Origin of the sequence: Arthrobacter russicus (assembly GCF_031454135.1) — a bacterium.
GTDB lineage: Bacteria > Actinomycetota > Actinomycetes > Actinomycetales > Micrococcaceae > Renibacterium > Renibacterium russicum.
The window spans coordinates 699,239-715,376 of record NZ_JAVDQF010000001.1 but is presented as its reverse complement, the minus strand read 5'-3'; the positions used below and the strand labels follow the sequence as shown (position 1 = coordinate 715,376).

Genomic DNA, 16,138 nt, shown 5'->3' with positions numbered 1-16,138 from the left:
GTGCTTTCTCCGACCTCAGGTCCGTCGCCTCTGGCCCCGGACTGGTTGAGTTTGCCGGTCGACCCGAATGCGCTGCGGGCGCAGGAGTGGGCGCACGACGTGGTCAGGCATCCGGCAGGCGAATTGGCGATCGACGGGCTCAGTGTCCAGCAACTCGCCGAGGAATTCGGTTCGCCGCTGTTCGTGCTGTCCGAAGCGGACTTCCGGCGGCGCGCCCGAGAGTTCCGGAACGCCTTCGACGAGGCGTTCGCCGAGCTCGGCGGCGGCGTGGACGTCTACTACGCGGGCAAATCCTTTCTCTGCACCGAGGTCGCGCGTTGGGTGATGGACGAGGGACTGCGGTTGGACACCTGTTCCGGCGGCGAGCTGCTCGTGGCGCAGCGGGCCGGGGTGCCGGGAGTGAAGCTGGGTCTGCACGGCAACAACAAATCCGATGCGGAGATCCGGCGTGCGTTGGACCTCGGCGTCGGCCGGATCGTGGCGGATTCGCTGCCGGAAATCCAGCGGATCGAATCGATCGCCGCGGCTTCGGGCCGGATCGCCAAAGTGATGTTGCGCTTGACCCCCGGGGTCCATGCGCACACCCACGAGTTCATCGCCACCGCGCATGAGGATCAGAAATTCGGCCTCTCGCTGGCTGGATCGGACGGGCCCAGCCCAGCCGAACAAGCGGTGCTGGCGGCAACCGCCGCCGAACACATCGAGCTGCTCGGCATCCACTGCCACATCGGTTCGCAGATCTTCGAGTCCGAAGGGTTCGCGGTCGCGGCGCAACGGCTGCTCGGCTTCAGCGCGAAAATGAAGTCCCGGCACGGGGTCGAACTTGGCGAATTGGATCTGGGCGGCGGATACGGAATCGCCTACACCGAAGCCGATAACCCGCGGCCCACCGCGGAAATCGCCCGCGAGATGGCTGCCGTGGTGGCCGAAGAATGCACCCGGCTGGCCTTGCCGGCACCGCGGATTTCGATCGAGCCCGGCCGTGCGATCGTCGGGCCGAGCACCTTCACGCTTTATCGGGTGGGCACGGTCAAGACCGTCGTCGTGGACGGTGCGGCCGGTCCGGCCGAACGCCGTTACCTTTCGGTGGACGGCGGAATGAGCGACAACCCGAGGCCGGTGCTTTACGACGCCGACTATTCCGCGGTCCTGGCGAACCGGGCCAGCTCTGCCGCCCCGGTGCTTTCCCGGGTGGTGGGCAAACATTGCGAGTCCGGCGACATCGTGGTCCGGGACGCCTACCTGCCAGGAGATGTCCGGGCCGGAGACCTGTTGGCGGTGCCGGCGACCGGTGCCTATTGCTGGGTTCTGGCGAGCAACTACAACTACCTGCCCCGGCCTGCCGTGGTCGCCGTCCGGGACGGTGCGGCACGGGTGATCGTCCGGGCCGAGACCGAAGAAGATTTGTTGTCCCGCGATCCAGGAGCCTGATTTCTTGACTGAGTTAAATAGCGCCACCAGCCCGAACCCGGACACGCTCAAAGTCGCATTGTTGGGTTGCGGCAACGTCGGCAGCCAAGTGGCCCGCATCCTGTTGCGCGATGCCGACTCGTTGGCGGCCCGGACCGGCGCCCGGTTGGAACTGATCGGCATCGCGGTACGCGATCTGGAACTGGCCCGGGACCCCGCAATCCCCGCGGCTTTGTTCACCGATGACGCCCGGGCCCTGGTCCGCTCGGCGGATCTGGTGATCGAGCTGCTCGGCGGAATCGAGCCGGCCCGGGAACTGATCCGATCGGCGCTCGAGCACGGCGCATCGGTGGTGAGTGGGAACAAGGCCCTGCTGGCCGCCGAGGGTCCGGCACTGTACGAACTCGCGGACGCCACCGGAGTGCAGCTCTCCTATGAGGCCGCAGTGGCCGGCGCGATCCCGATCCTGCGACCGATCCGGGACAGCCTGGCCGGCGATAAGATCACCCGGGTGCTCGGCATCGTCAACGGCACCACGAACTACATCTTGGACCAGATGGACTCCACCGGCGCGGATTTCGAATCGGCCCTGGCCGAGGCGCAGCGGCTGGGTTATGCCGAGGCGGACCCGACCGCCGACGTCGACGGACACGATGCCGCGGCCAAAGCCGCGATTCTGGCTTCGTTGTCCTTCCATACCCGGTTTGCCCTGGAGAACGTGCATTGTGAGGGGATCCGGACGATCAGCGCAGCGGATATCGAGGCGGCCCGCGCCTCGGGGCTGGTGATCAAACTGCTGGCCATCGCGGAAAAAGTCGAGCTCGACGGCGCGGGCCAGGCCGGCGTGAACGTCCGGGTGCATCCGACGTTGTTGCCGCGGGAACATCCGCTGGCTTCGGTGCGCGGGGCGTTCAATGCGGTTTTCGTCGAAGCGGAATATGCCGGCGAACTGATGTTCTACGGGCAGGGCGCCGGCGGGCTGGCCACGGCTTCGGCAGTCCTGGGCGACCTGGTCTCGGCCGCCCGGCGGATCGTGTTGGGCGGTCCGGGCCGGACCGAAACCACGAAAGGCTCAGTTCCTGCTTTGGGCATCGACGCGGTGCAGACGAGCTACAGCATCGGCCTCGAGGTCGCAGACCAGCCGGGGGTGCTCGCCAAAGTCGCCCAGATCTTCGCGGCGCACGGCGTCTCGATCGAGACCATGCGGCAGACCATCCACCCGGCAGCCGAGGCAACCGGCAGCACCGCGCGCTATGCCGAATTGCGCATCGTGACGCACCGCGCAATCGAATCCGCACTCGCCGCCACGGTGGCCCAAATCCGAGATCTGGACGTGATCACTTCGGTGACCTCGGTCCTGAGGGTAGAAGGAGTCTGAGGACAGATATGGCCCAGCAATGGCGCGGAGTGATCCGCGAATACGCCGAACGTTTGCCGGTTTCCGAAACCACCCGGGTGATCACCCTGGGCGAGGGCGGCACGCCGCTCGTCCCCGCGCGGGCGTTGTCGGAGCTGACCGGTTGCCGGATCCAGATCAAAGTGGAGGGCATGAACCCCACCGGCAGCTTCAAAGACCGGGGGATGACCATGGCGATCACCGCCGCGGTGGAAGCCGGAGCGAAAGCCGTGGTCTGTGCTTCGACCGGGAACACTTCGGCATCCGCGGCGGCTTATGCCACCGCGGCCGGGCTGACCTGCGCGGTGCTGGTTCCGGCCGGCAAGATCGCGATGGGCAAACTCAGCCAAGCGGTCGCGCACGGCGCCACGCTGCTCCAGGTCGACGGCAATTTCGACAACTGCCTCGAGGTGGCGCGCAAGCTCGCCGACGCTTACCCGGTGTTCTTGGTGAACTCGGTCAATCCGGCCCGGATCGAAGGCCAGAAGACCGGTGCTTTCGAAGTGGTCGACGTCTTGGGCGATGCGCCGGACATCCATGCCCTGCCGGTGGGCAACGCCGGCAACATCACGGCGTATTGGAAAGGCTACCGGGAGTATGCGGAGCCGTTCCAAGGCCAGCCCGCGCTGGCCTCGAAGCTGCCGAAAATGTGGGGATTCCAAGCTGCCGGGTCCGCGCCGATCGTCGCCGGACACCCGATCACCGAACCGGAGACTTTGGCGACCGCGATCCGGATCGGCAATCCGGCGTCGTGGGAACAGGCCGTGGCGGCCAGAGACGAATCGCAGGGCGTGATCGAGGCGGTCACCGATGCCGAGATCCTGGAAGCGCACCGTTGGCTTTCCGCGAAGGAAGGGGTTTTCGTCGAACCCGCCTCGGCAGCCGGGGCCGCCGGGATCCTGAAGAAGTTCCGGGCCGGCGAGCTGGCCCCGGGGCAGAGCATCGTGGTCACCGTCACCGGACACGGCTTGAAGGATCCGGAGTGGGCGCTGCAGAACCCGGACGGCAGCCCGGTTGAACCGCGCAAAGTCGAGTTCGACGTGGTCAGTGTGGCCCGCGAACTGGGTCTGGAAGACTGAAATGAGCCAGAAACGGCCGTTGCTGGCCGCCGGGCAGAGCGTCACCGTGCACGTCCCCGCGACCAGTGCGAATCTGGGACCCGGGTTCGATTCCTTGGGCCTGGCCCTCCGGCTGCACGACACGTTGACCGTGCTGACCTTGGCTTCGGACGAACTGGAGTTCGTGCTGGGCGGCGAGGGAGCGGACTCCCTGCCCCGCGATGCCTCGCACTTGACTGTGCGCACCATCGATGCGGCTCTGGCGAAGCTCGGATTCGACCGGGCCGGTTTGCGGATCGAAGCCGACAACGTGATTCCGCACGGCAGGGGACTGGGTTCCTCGGCAGCCGCCATCGTCGCGGCGCTGCTCGCGGCCACGGCCTTGCTCCCGGAAGCCGAGCGCCCGGATTCGGACTGGGTCTTCCAGTTCGCTTCGGAGCTCGAAGGGCACCCCGACAATGTGGCTCCGGCACTGTTCGGCGGATTGGCAGTCTCCTGGCACGACGACGCGGGTTATCGCAGCGCCAAGCTCGCGGTCGACCCTTCGATCCGTCCGGTGATCGCGGTTCCGGAAACCGAATTGTCGACCGAAACCGCCCGGGCGATGCTGCCTTCGTCGATTTCGCACCAGAGCGCAGCGGCGAACTCGGGACGGACCGCGCTTTTGGTCCACGCGATGACCGCTGCCCCGGAATACCTTTTCGCCGGCACCGAGGATTACCTGCACCAGGAATACCGGGCGCAGGCGATGGCGTCCAGTGCGCAACTGCTGGAACTGTGGCGCGGTGCCGGCCTGGCCGCGGTGATTTCCGGCGCCGGGCCCACCGTCCTGGTCTTGGCGGAAGGCCCGGACCAAGTGGAAAAGTCCCGGCAATTGGCTGCCGACGCGGCGTGGCGCGTCCAAGAACTCGAAATCGACATCGAAGGTGCTAAAATGATCTTGCATCGGCAGTCATAGCCTGCCCGAATGGGACCGCTATTGTCGGTTAGCCACTTGAGATGCAAAACTTCCCGGAGCTGCGGAACCGTCACGCTCGAGGCTTTTCCCCATAACAAGTAATTTTGTGGCAGACCTCAGGCTCGGAACGCGTATGTCCGTGGGAGTCGTTTCACCTACTAGCGCCAGCGCCGTCGTGTGCTGTTGCTACCAATCAAGATGCCGGAACCGGTTCAGTCGAACCGGACAGCCTGCGGATTGAGACCAATCAATGCGATCCCATGGACGCCATGGGATCGGTATCGAGGGGGAAGGATCCTTCGTGACAGAAACCACCAGCCTGAATTCAGGCGTGGACAATGCCGAATCTGCCTCATCTGAGGCTCCGGCGAAATCAAATGGACTTGCCGGACTGAAGCTGGCACAACTGCAGGCGCTCGCCGGCCAACTGGGCATCACCGGCGGTTCGCGGATGCGCAAAGGCGACCTGGTCGCGGCGATCTCGGCGCATCAGCGCGGTTCGTCAGTGGCCGACCGGAAGACGCAGAGTCGGAATGAGCCGGCTGAAACCGCGTCGAACGGTGCTGCTCCGGCAGCTGAAGCTCCGAAAACCGATGCCGCCCCGGCCCGACGCGGACGCAGCCGCCGTGCTGCCAGCGACGGGGTAGTGGCCGCCGAAACGGCCGGCGCAACGGACCCGAGCCAGGCTGCGTCGGATTCGGCCCCGGTCGAGGACAAGCCGGCGAACGGGGGCAACGAGAATGGCTCGCGCCGTCAGCGCGGCCGGAACCGCCGCGCCGACGATTCCGGGACTGCTGCTGCGGAGAACGCACCGCAGAGCGAGGAAAGCTCCGAGCCGCGCTCGGATGCCGCTGCGGATCAGGCGAACCGGGACTCGGGCCAAACCCGCAACGAGGGCCGCCAGCGCCAGGAGGGCCAGGGCAACAACGGCCAGAACAACCGGCGGGACAACGACGAAGACGGCAACAACCGCAACGACCGGAACAACCGGAACGAGCGTCGCCGCAACCGCAACCGCAATGAGGCCAACGACAACGACGGCGCAGGCAACAACAATGCCCGCAACGATCGCAATAGCGGAAACGACCGCGACGCCGGGAATTCCCGCAATGACCGCAACAGCGGAAACTCGCGCAACGGCCGCAATGACCGGAACGACCGCAACGACCGCAATGACCGGTTCCGGGATCGCAACGACCGCCGTCGCAATCGCAACCAGGGCCCCGAGGTCGACGACGTCGAGGTGACCGAAGACGATGTGCTGTTGCCGGTAGCCGGCATCTTGGACGTCCTGGAGAACTACGCCTTCGTGCGCACCTCCGGGTACCTCCCAGGCTCCAACGACGTGTACGTTTCGCTGTCCCAGGTCAAGAAGTACAACCTGCGCAAGGGCGATGCCGTGGTCGGTGCGATCCGGGCCCCGCGGGAAGGCGAAGACCGCAACCAGCAGAACCAGCGGCAGAAGTTCAATGCCCTGGTGCGGATCACCAGTGTCAACGGCAAATCGCCGGAAGAGCTCAAGGACCGGGTGGATTTCGCCAAGCTGGTTCCGCTCTACCCCTCCGAGCGGCTGCGCTTGGAAACCGATCCGAAGATCATCGGACCGCGCGTCATCGACTTGGTGGCGCCGATCGGCAAAGGCCAGCGCGGCTTGATCGTTTCGCCGCCCAAGGCCGGCAAGACTTTGATCTTGCAGGCGATCGCCAATGCGATCACGATCAACAACCCCGAAGTGCATTTGATGATGGTCTTGGTGGACGAACGCCCCGAAGAAGTCACCGATATGCAGCGGACCGTGAAGGGCGAAGTCATCGCTTCGACCTTCGACCGTCCGGCCGACGACCACACGCAGGTCGCCGAGCTGTCCATCGAGCGGGCCAAACGCCTGGTCGAAATGGGCATGGACGTGGTGGTCCTGCTGGACTCGATGACCCGTTTGGGCCGTGCCTACAACAACTCCGCCCCGTCGTCGGGCCGGATCCTCTCCGGTGGTGTCGACTCGGCGGCGCTGTACCCGCCGAAGCGGTTCTTCGGTGCGGCACGGAACATCGAAAACGGCGGTTCGTTGACCATCCTGGCCACCGCGCTGGTGGAAACCGGTTCCAAAGCCGACGAAGTCATCTTCGAAGAGTTCAAGGGCACCGGCAACATGGAATTGCGCCTGTCCCGGAACCTTGCGGACAAGCGGATCTTCCCGGCGGTCGACGTCAACAGCTCCGGAACCCGCCGCGAGGAGAATCTGCTCTCCCCGGAGGAAGTCCGGATCATGTGGAAGCTGCGCCGGGTGCTTTCCGGCTTGGAGCAGCAGCAGTCGCTTGAACTGCTCACCTCGAAGCTGCGTGAAACGCAGAGCAACGTGGAGTTCCTGATGCAGGTGCAGAAGACGACGCTCGGCGCGAAGTCGGACGACGACAAATAGCTTCGCCACCGTTGGGGCGGCAGGTCACGGGCTTTTCGGAGCGACACCGACCGTGAACTGCCTCCCCAACGGTTTTTTTTGTTCGTCAAAACAGGTTTTGCGAAAGGTAGTACACAATGTTCGAGTCAATACAGGGCCTGTTGGATGAGCATGCCGAATTGCAGCTCAAGCTCAGCGACCCGGCCGTCCATGCGGACCAGTCGCTGGCCCGCAAACTCGGCCGCCGTTACGCCGAACTGAGCAATATCGTCGAGGGCCACCACCAAGTGCAGCAGCTGTCCGACGACCTTTCCGCAGCCCGCGAAATGGCGGCTGAGGACTCGGAGTTCGCGGCCGAAGTCCCGGTTCTGGAAGAGCAACTGACCCAGGCACAGGAGAAACTGCGCCGGCTGTTGATCCCGCGTGACCCGGATGACGGGCGCGATGTGATCCTCGAAGTGAAGGCCGGTGAAGGCGGCGACGAATCGGCGCTGTTCGCTGCGGACCTGGTCCGGATGTACAGCCGTTATGCCGAATCGAAGGGCTGGAAAATCGAGGTCATTTCGGCCACTGAATCCGACCTGGGCGGCTACAAAGACATCCAGATCGCGGTCAAAGGCCGTTCCAACGATCCGGCTGAAGGCGTGTTCGCTTCGCTCAAATTCGAAGGCGGCGTGCACCGGGTGCAGCGGGTTCCGGTGACCGAATCGCAGGGCCGGATCCATACCTCGGCCGCTGGGGTCCTGGTTTTCCCGGAAGTCGACGAACCGGAAGAAGTGGAAATCAGCCAAAACGATTTGAAGATCGACGTTTACCGGTCGTCGGGCCCGGGCGGGCAGTCGGTCAACACCACCGACTCTGCGGTCCGGATCACCCACTTGCCCACTGGAATCGTGGTGGCGATGCAAAACGAAAAGTCCCAGTTGCAGAACCGGGAAGCCGGCATGCGCGTGCTCCGCGCGCGGATCCTGGCCCATCAGCAAGAGCAGATCGACGCGGAAAACTCGGCGGCCCGGAAGTCGCAGATCCGCACCATGGACCGCTCGGAACGGATCCGGACCTACAATTTCCCGGAAAACCGGATTGCCGATCACCGCACCGGGTACAAGGCGTACAACCTGGACGCCGTGATGAACGGAGACCTGGAGCCGGTGATCCAATCGGCGATCGAAATGGACGAACAGTCCCGGCTCGATGCGTTGTCCGGCAGCTCCGACTAGCCCGGTCCCGCCGTGCTGAATGATGATCCGGCCGACCTCGCCGCGGCATTGCGCGCTGCCGCTGCCGAGCTTACCGCCGCAGGCGTGCCTTCGCCGCGGGCCGATGCCGAGCTGCTCGCCGCGCACCTGCTCGGAATCGGGTTGGGCGAGCTGCGGGTAGCTGCTTTGCTGGGCGCCGGGGTGCCGGACGGGTTCGCCGATCTGGTCGCCGAGCGGGCCCGGCGCATTCCGCTGCAGCACTTGACCGGAGTGGCGCACTTCCGCCGTCTGGAACTCGCCGTCGGCCCCGGAGTGTTCATTCCGCGACCGGAAACCGAAGGCGTCGCGCAGTTGGTGATCGACTACCTGCTGACCGGTCCGGCAGCTGGAACCGACCGTCCGGTGGCGATCGACTTGGGCACCGGATCGGGTGCTCTGGCGGCTTCGATTGCTGCTGAAGTGCCGCATTCGCGGGTCTATGCGGTGGAACTCTCGGAGCTGGCGCATGCCTGGGCGAGCCGGAATCTGCGCGATTACGGGGACCGAGTCAGCTTGCGTCTGGGCGATTTGCGCACCGCTTTCGACGACCTGGATGGACAGGCCGACGTCGTGGTGAGCAATCCGCCGTACATCCCGGATGATGCGGTGCCGAACGAGCCCGAAGTGGCCGAGCATGATCCCGAGCTCGCGCTCTACGGCGGCGGCGGTGATGGGATGTTGCTGCCTTCGGCCGCGTTGCGCAGTGCGGCCAGGCTGCTCCGGCCCGGCGGTTATTTCGTGATGGAACACGCCGAAGTCCAGGCTGCAGCGATGCTCGGACGGTTCCGGCAGAGCGGGTTCACCGGAGTTTCGAGCCATCGCGACTTGGCCGGCAAAGCGCGCGCCACCAGTGGATACTTGGCCGATGCGGCCTCGCCGAGCAAGAAATGAAAGAATAACCCAGTGAGTACCGTTGTCTACGACTGCAGCATAGCGTCCCAGCGAGCCGAAGGGCTGGCGCACGCCAAAAAAGCCATTGCGCAAAAGCAGACCATCGTGCTGCCTACGGATACCGTTTACGGCATTGCCGCCGATGCGTTTTCCCCGGTCGCGGTGGCCACCCTGTTGGCGGCGAAAGGCCGCGGCCGCTCCATGCCGCCGCCGGTGCTGATCCAACGGGTGCAAACCATGGACGGGCTGGCGGTGGACATCACCGATGATGCGAGGAAGCTCGCAGAGGCATTCTGGCCGGGCGGACTGACTATTATTTTCCATGCCCAGCCGTCCTTGGACTGGGACCTCGGCGACGCTTTCGGCACGGTGGCATTGCGCATGCCGGACGACGAACTCGCTTTGGACCTGCTGACCCTGACCGGACCGCTGGCGGTCTCTTCGGCCAACCGGACCGGGCAACCGACCGGTCGGAGCGTGGCCGAGGCCCGGGAACAGCTCGGCGAAGCGGTGGAGGTCTATCTCGGTGAAGGCGACCGGCCGGCCGGTGCCGAAGCGAGTCTGCCCTCGACGATCGTCGATGCCACCGGCGAGCGGCTCAAAGTCGTGCGCTCGGGTGCGATCAGCATCGAGCGGCTGCGCTCGATAGTGCCCTCGGTGCTCGACGTCGGGGAGGAAGCCGCGGATCCGGTTCCGGAGGGGAACCCGGAGCCCGCGGAAGTCCCAGATGCCGCCGTCGTCGAGCCAGCGGAACCAGTCACGGATGCGGAACCGGTCGAGCCAGCGGAACCGGTCGCGGATGCCGAGCCCATGGTTGCGGCAACCAAGGACGCAGAGCCGGCTCCGGACGCAGGGCCCGTGGCACCAGCGGCGGGGGCCGCTGCGGCCGAGCCGGAGCGCGCATCGAAGCCGGACGCATGACCGGAGCCGGTCCAGTCTGCCGGACCGTGGCGGTGTTGGTCAGCTACAACCGAAAAGAGCTGCTGACCAAGGCCGTCGCCGGTTTGCTGTCCGCTGATCGATTGCCGGATGCTTTGGTCGTCGTGGACAACGCGTCCACCGACGGGGCGGTCGAATGGCTCCGTGCGCTGCAGCTGCCCTTCGACTACGAGCTGGTCGAACTGTCCAGCAACACCGGAGGGGCCGGTGGTTTCGCCGTGGGCATGGCGCACGCCCTGGCCAACCATGATCCGGATCTGGTCTGGATCATGGACGACGACACGGAGCCGCACGCGGATACGCTCAGCGAGGCCCTGCGGCTCTGGGCACAGTACCCGTCCGGGGCGAAGCCGGCGCTCATCGCCAGCCGGGTGCTCTGGACCGATGGCCGGGACCATCCGATGAACACGCCGCGCACCAAGCCCGGTGCGACTGCCTCGGAACTGGCCGCTGCCGCGAAGTCCGCTGCCCGTCCGGTTCGTTCGGCCTCCTTCGTCTCGCTTTTCATCGATGCCGAGGCGATCCGGGAAAACGGTTTGCCGATCGTCGACTACTTCCTCTGGAACGACGACTTCGAATTCAGCACCCGGTTGGTCCGGGAGAGCTTCGGTCTGGCCAGCCAGAAGTCGGCAGTCAGCCATCACACCAAAGTCTTCGATTCGAATACCGTGGACGTCGGGGAACGGTTCTATTTCGAAGTCCGGAACAAGCTTTGGCTGTTCAGCCGGTCCAGGGCATTGCGCGGCGGCGAGAAGCTCCTCTATGGGGCCTCCACGATCCGGCGCTGGGCTTTGATGGTTTCCCGGAGTTCCCGGAAGCGCGTGGTGCTCCGCGCAGGTCTGCGCGGTCTCCGCGATGGTTTGCGCACGGCGCCGCGGGACAACGATACGGCTTTGGCCGGAATCCACCGGCTTCCGGAGTGGAAGCTCGGCCGCCAATTGCCGGCCAGTGCCGCAGTCGCCGAAGCGCAGGATTTCTCCGTCTTGCTGCCGGTCTACGCCGGTGACGATCCGGAGCTGTTCCGACGGGCGCTGGCTTCGGTCTCCGATCAGCAGACGCGCAAGCCGGCCGAAATCGTGATCGTGCAAGACGGCGCAGTCCCGCCCGGGATCGAAAAGATCCTGCTCGCTGCAGAGCAACAGGCAGCTGGAAAGGTCCGGGTCCTGCGACTGCCGCAGGCCCTGGGCCTGGCCGGGGCGTTGGACGCCGGCTTGCTCGAGTGCCGCTACGACATCGTGGCCAGAATGGATGCCGACGACGTCTCCCTGCCGCGCCGGTTCGAGGTCCAGGTTCCGTACCTGGAAGCCGGGTACGACATTGTCGGCTCCGCGATCGAAGAGATCGGCGACGACGATTCGCAGCCGCTCGCATACCGGCCGATAGTCACCGACCAAGCCGCGCTCGCCGCCAATTCCGGATTCCGCAGTCCGTTCCACCACCCTTCGGTGGTCTACCGCAAAAGCCGCGTGCTCGCGGTCGGCGGTTACGGCGACCTGCTCAAGATCGAGGATTTCTGGTTGTGGCTGCGGATGCTGCGCAGCGGCGCGAAGGCCGCCAACGTTCCGGAGGCGCTGGTCCGCTACCGGGTCAGCGAAGGAGCCTACCGGCGTCGTGGTGGTTTGGGCCTGCTCGCCGCGGAGTTCCGCTTGCAGGGCAGATTGCGCCGGGCCGGTTACATCTCATCCGCGCAATGGCTGCGCAACGTAGCGGTCAGGTGCGGCTACCGGCTGGTCCCGACCGGGATCCGACGCACCGGTTACCGGGCCGCATTCACCAGCAAACGCTGAGCTCCGTCCCCTTGCCGGCTCGTCCAATCAGCAGTTTCAGTGGACTCAGACGTCCCTGCCCAGTGAAACCTTGAATCGGACGGGCGCAGGAATCAGCGTGCCATGCGGGCGATGCCCTCGTGGAAACTCAACGGCGGCGTCCAGTCGAAATCCGGGTCGGTGCTGCCGACCCGGATTTCCAGGGATTCGGTCAACCGGGCGATCTCCGCAGCACGGCCGGTCAACCGGCCGGCCAAGCGCAGCAGAGCCACTGGGAACGGCAGTATCCGGGCCGGCACGCCGAGGGCGTCGGCCAGTTCCCGATAGAGTTCCGCCGTGGACGGGCTGTGCGCATCCCCGGCCAGCACCAGCGAATACGGGGGAGTGTCCGGTGCCGCCGGGCAAAGGGCCACCAGCAAGTCTGCGAGATTCTGGACCGCGATCATGGTCCGCCGATTCCGAATCGAGCCGAACGGCACCGGAAACCCTTTGCGGGCCAAATTCGAGAGCCGCTGCACATTGCCCCTCCCCTCGGGGCCGTAAACCATCGGTGATCGCACCGTGGCGATTTTCATCGCACCGGAGGCGCTGATGGCCGCCAGAGCTGCTTCGGCCTCGAACTTCGAGCTGCCGTAGGGGTCGGCTGGAGCCGGCGCCGAATCAACTGAAAACGGCTGCGAAGGGTTCAGTGGAGTCGACTCGCCATTGACCTTGATCGAACTCAAGAAGACGAAACGTTTGACGCCGGCAGCTTCCGCAGCCTGGGCCAAGCGGGCAGTCGGCTCGGTGTTCACGGCCCGGAAGCTCGCCAGCGGGTCCACTGCCGAGTCGTTCATCTGATGGACCCGGGCGGCCAGGTGGAGCACCGTGTCGATCCCGTCGAGGGCTTCCGCCCAGGCGACTGGGCCGCTGATATCACCGACCACCCGTTGTTCGACCCCGGGCGGCAACGCAGCGGTCGAGCGTACTGCGGCAACGACTTGGTGGCCCTGGGCCTGAAGCGCCGAAACAACTTCGCGTCCGACGAATCCGGTGGCTCCGGTCAGTAGAATCTTCACGGTTCCGAGCCTCCTTAGGGCGTGTACGATCGCAAAACCGGGCAGTCCCACTGTAGCCAAGCTAAGCTGTCAAGAGTGCACGCATCATGGAATGCGGCGCTGATTCACCGTAGTTGAGCTCCACGACGAAGCAAGGTAGGCCATTGTCAGAAGGTAAGGAAACTGAGCCCAAGCCCCGATTGTGGCTGTGGTCCCAATATTTCCTGGACGCGTTCAGCTGGATCGTGGCGATTCTGCTGGCGCTGCTTCTGCGTTATGAACTCGATGTCAGCCGGATCTCCTGGTTGGCCGCACTGAGCGTCATGGCCGTGGCGGTGCTGACCCAGATCGTGGCCGGATATTCGTTCTCGCTGTACCGCGGACGGTACAGCTTCGGCAGCTTCCAGGAAGCCCGGCTCCTGGTCGTGGTGACGCTGATCGTGGCGGTCACCACGTCGATTTTCCTGTTCGTGTTCATCAACCAGACTGGAATCGGCCGTAGCATCGGCGCCATCGCCTTTCCGTTCGCCTGCATGTTCATGGCGGCGATCCGCTATCTCAAACGGCTTTACGTTGAAGGCAAGCCGCGCCCCGACGAAGCGGCGCAGCGAACTTTGGTCTATGGTGCCGGATTCCTCGGGAATTCCCTGGTCAACCGGATGTTGCAAGACCCGCACTCCCCGTTCTTCCCGGTCGGTTTGATCGACGACGACCCGGCGAAGAAGCACCTGCACCTTTCGTCGGTGTCGGTGCTGGGCCGTGGCGAGGACTTGCCGGAGATCGTGCGGCGCACCCATGCCAAAGTGCTGGTGCTGGCTTTTGCCGACGTCGAGTCCGGGAAGGTCCGGGAGATCTCCGATGCGGTATCCGGGCTGCGGGTCCGGGTCTTGGTGCTGCCGCCACTGAAGAAAATGCTCGAGGGCGGATTCGCGGACTTCCGGGACATCGCGGTGGAAGACCTGATCGGGCGCCGCCCGGTCGACATCGAGGTGGAGCGGATCGCCGGGTACGTGACCGGGAAACGGGTTCTGGTCACCGGCGCCGGGGGGTCGATCGGTTCCGAACTGTGCCGGCAATTGACCGCCTTCGCACCCTCTGAATTGATGATGCTGGACCGAGACGAGTCCGGCTTGCAAGCCACCCAACTGAGCATCTCCGGGCACGGCCTGCTCAACGGCCGGGACACGATTTTGGCCGATATCCGCGATGAGCACGCGCTCAAAGAGATTTTCAACGAACGGGCCCCGCAAGTGGTGTTCCATGCTGCGGCGCTCAAGCACGCACCGCTGCTCCAGCAGTACCCGGAAGAGGCCTGGAAGACCAATGTCATCGGCACTCTGAATGTGCTCCGCGCAGCCCGCGACGCCGGAGTGGACACCCTGGTCAACATTTCCACCGACAAGGCAGCCAACCCGACGACGGCGTTGGGGCACTCGAAGCGGGTGGCGGAGAAACTGACCGCTTGGATGGCGCAGCAGACCGGGAAGACCTACGTTTCGGTCCGATTCGGCAACGTCCTGGGCAGCCGCGGCTCGATGCTGCCGCTGTTCAGCCAGCAGATCCGCAATGGCGGTCCGATCACGGTCACCCATCCGGATGCGACGAGGTTCTTCATGACCATTCCGGAAGCCTGCCAATTGGTCATCCAGGCCGGGGCGATCGGCACCGGGGGCGAAGTGATGCTCCTGGACATGGGGGAGCCGGTCCGGATCCTCGATGTGGCCAGGCAGATGATTGCCACCTCCGGCAAAGACATCGAGATCGTGTTCACCGGTTTGCGGCCCGGGGAGAAACTCCATGAGGAACTGGTGGGTTATCTCGAAGTGGATGCCCGGCCGCTGCACCCGAAGATTTCGCACACATCGGCGAAGACCTTGGACCCCGCCTTGCTGGAGTACCGGGCCTGGCGGCAACGCTGCCTGGACGAAGCGGGCGGGCCGGTGATCGATTTGGAAAGCAGTATCGCCGACGATGACCCGCTGGCCAAGGGGGCCTGATGCCCTGGGCTTTCGTGTCACTCTGTGCCGCAACCGCGTTGTTGGCCAGCCTTTTGCTGCCCTTGGCCTTCAAGCCGTGGCTGCGCCGGATGGCGGTCTTGGACATGCCCTCCGACCGCTCCTCGCACAGCGAGCCGACCATCCGGGGTATGGGCATCTCGGTGCTTTCCGCGGTGGTCCTGGCATTGTTCGTGGCTTTGTTCGCGCCGCTGAGCGCCACGCAGAAGGCGATTCTGTTGACCATTCTGGTGGTGCTGCTCGCGGCGTCGTTGGTGGGTTGGATCGAAGACCTCCGCGGCTTGCGTGTGGTGACCCGGGCGCTCTGCCATCTGGCCGTGGGCGCTGCCGGCACCGCAGTGCTGGCCTGGCTGGCCGGCGGCATCGGCTATTGGTGGACGCCGGCCGGGGCGGTGGCCGTCGCGGCGTACATCAACGTGGCCAACTTCATGGACGGGATCAACGGGATTTCCGGTCTGCACGGCTTGGTGGTGGGTTTGGCCTATGCGATTGCCGGAGCGTTGACCGATATTCACTGGCTGGTGATCGCCGGTGCCGTGATCGCGGCCGGGTTCGCCGGGTTCCTGCCCTGGAACCTGAGTGGCAAGCCGGTGTTTTTGGGCGATGTCGGATCGTATCTGCTCGGCGCGTCGATCGCGATCACCGCAGTGGCGGCGTTTTTGGCCGGCGTCCCGGTCGAGTATCTGTTCGCGCCAGTCCTGATCTACTTGGCCGACGCCTTCGTCACGCTGCTCCGGCGGATAGCCGCCGGAGAGCGTTGGTACGTCGCGCACCGGCAGCACGCCTACCAGCGATTGGTGATCGTCGGACTGAGCCATCTCCAAGCTGCAGCAGTGGTCACCTCGGCCACGGTCCTGACCAGTCTGCTCGGCATTTTCGCGGTGGCCAACGGCCCGGTGGGTTTGTTGATCGCGGCGGTACTGTGCATTCTGGTCGTGTTGTTGTATTTGCGCACGCCGACGATTTTCCAGCGCCTGATCCGACGCCGGAATTCCCGGGTCTCAGGCCTGGCACAGTAGCGTCACAAGCACT

At 65.1% G+C, this 16,138-nt stretch carries 12 protein-coding genes; 11 read left to right on the top strand and 1 reads right to left on the bottom strand.

What is annotated here, in order from left to right; all coding sequences use genetic code 11:
• From lysA to JOE69_RS03330, 9 genes are all read left to right on the top strand, one after another.
• Complete coding sequence (gene lysA, locus JOE69_RS03370; RefSeq protein WP_309796093.1) at window positions 1–1,431, top strand: diaminopimelate decarboxylase; 1,431 nt, start codon at window positions 1–3, stop codon at window positions 1,429–1,431.
• Between the two features lie 4 nt (window positions 1,432–1,435).
• The gene (locus JOE69_RS03365) at window positions 1,436–2,788 is read left to right on the top strand and encodes a homoserine dehydrogenase (protein WP_309796091.1); all 1,353 of its coding nucleotides are present in this window, start codon (window positions 1,436–1,438) and stop codon (window positions 2,786–2,788) included.
• A gap of 8 nt (window positions 2,789–2,796) precedes the next feature.
• A complete protein-coding gene (thrC, locus tag JOE69_RS03360) occupies window positions 2,797–3,885 on the top strand; it encodes a threonine synthase (protein WP_309796087.1) in 1,089 nt (362 codons plus the stop codon).
• A gap of 1 nt (window position 3,886) precedes the next feature.
• Window positions 3,887–4,822, top strand: coding sequence for a homoserine kinase (gene thrB, locus JOE69_RS03355; RefSeq protein WP_309796084.1), 936 nt, complete (start codon window positions 3,887–3,889; stop codon window positions 4,820–4,822).
• Window positions 4,823–5,123: 301 nt separating this feature from the next.
• The gene (rho, locus tag JOE69_RS03350; protein WP_309796082.1) at window positions 5,124–7,241 is read left to right on the top strand and encodes a transcription termination factor Rho; all 2,118 of its coding nucleotides are present in this window, start codon (window positions 5,124–5,126) and stop codon (window positions 7,239–7,241) included.
• 116 nt (window positions 7,242–7,357) lie between these two features.
• Complete coding sequence (prfA, locus tag JOE69_RS03345) at window positions 7,358–8,440, top strand: peptide chain release factor 1 (protein ID WP_296363657.1); 1,083 nt, start codon at window positions 7,358–7,360, stop codon at window positions 8,438–8,440.
• Window positions 8,441–8,452: 12 nt separating this feature from the next.
• Window positions 8,453–9,349 carry a peptide chain release factor N(5)-glutamine methyltransferase gene (gene prmC / locus JOE69_RS03340; protein WP_309796078.1) on the top strand — a complete coding sequence of 299 codons (897 nt, stop codon included), beginning with the start codon at window positions 8,453–8,455 and terminating at the stop codon, window positions 9,347–9,349.
• Window positions 9,350–9,361: 12 nt separating this feature from the next.
• Window positions 9,362–10,270: an L-threonylcarbamoyladenylate synthase gene (locus JOE69_RS03335; protein ID WP_309796076.1), complete on the top strand. Its 909-nt coding sequence runs from the start codon at window positions 9,362–9,364 to the stop codon at window positions 10,268–10,270.
• Window positions 10,267–12,075 (top strand): glycosyltransferase, encoded by a 1,809-nt coding sequence (locus tag JOE69_RS03330; protein WP_309796074.1) that lies wholly within the window; start codon window positions 10,267–10,269, stop codon window positions 12,073–12,075. The genes JOE69_RS03335 and JOE69_RS03330 overlap by 4 nt, the downstream gene beginning before the upstream one ends.
• Window positions 12,076–12,167: 92 nt before the next feature.
• Here JOE69_RS03330 and JOE69_RS03325 read toward each other — a convergent pair whose 3' ends face one another.
• A complete protein-coding gene (locus JOE69_RS03325) occupies window positions 12,168–13,112 on the bottom strand; it encodes an NAD-dependent epimerase/dehydratase family protein (protein ID WP_309796072.1) in 945 nt (314 codons plus the stop codon).
• 143 nt (window positions 13,113–13,255) lie between these two features.
• Here JOE69_RS03325 and JOE69_RS03320 point away from each other — a divergent pair, with 143 nt between their 5' ends.
• Both JOE69_RS03320 and JOE69_RS03315 read left to right on the top strand, forming a co-directional pair.
• Window positions 13,256–15,088, top strand: coding sequence for a nucleoside-diphosphate sugar epimerase/dehydratase (locus JOE69_RS03320; protein ID WP_296363652.1), 1,833 nt, complete (start codon window positions 13,256–13,258; stop codon window positions 15,086–15,088).
• Window positions 15,088–16,125 carry an MraY family glycosyltransferase gene (locus JOE69_RS03315; RefSeq protein WP_309796069.1) on the top strand — a complete coding sequence of 346 codons (1,038 nt, stop codon included), beginning with the start codon at window positions 15,088–15,090 and terminating at the stop codon, window positions 16,123–16,125. Before JOE69_RS03320 ends, JOE69_RS03315 begins: the two co-directional genes overlap by 1 nt.
• The last annotated feature ends 13 nt before the right edge of the window (window positions 16,126–16,138 follow it).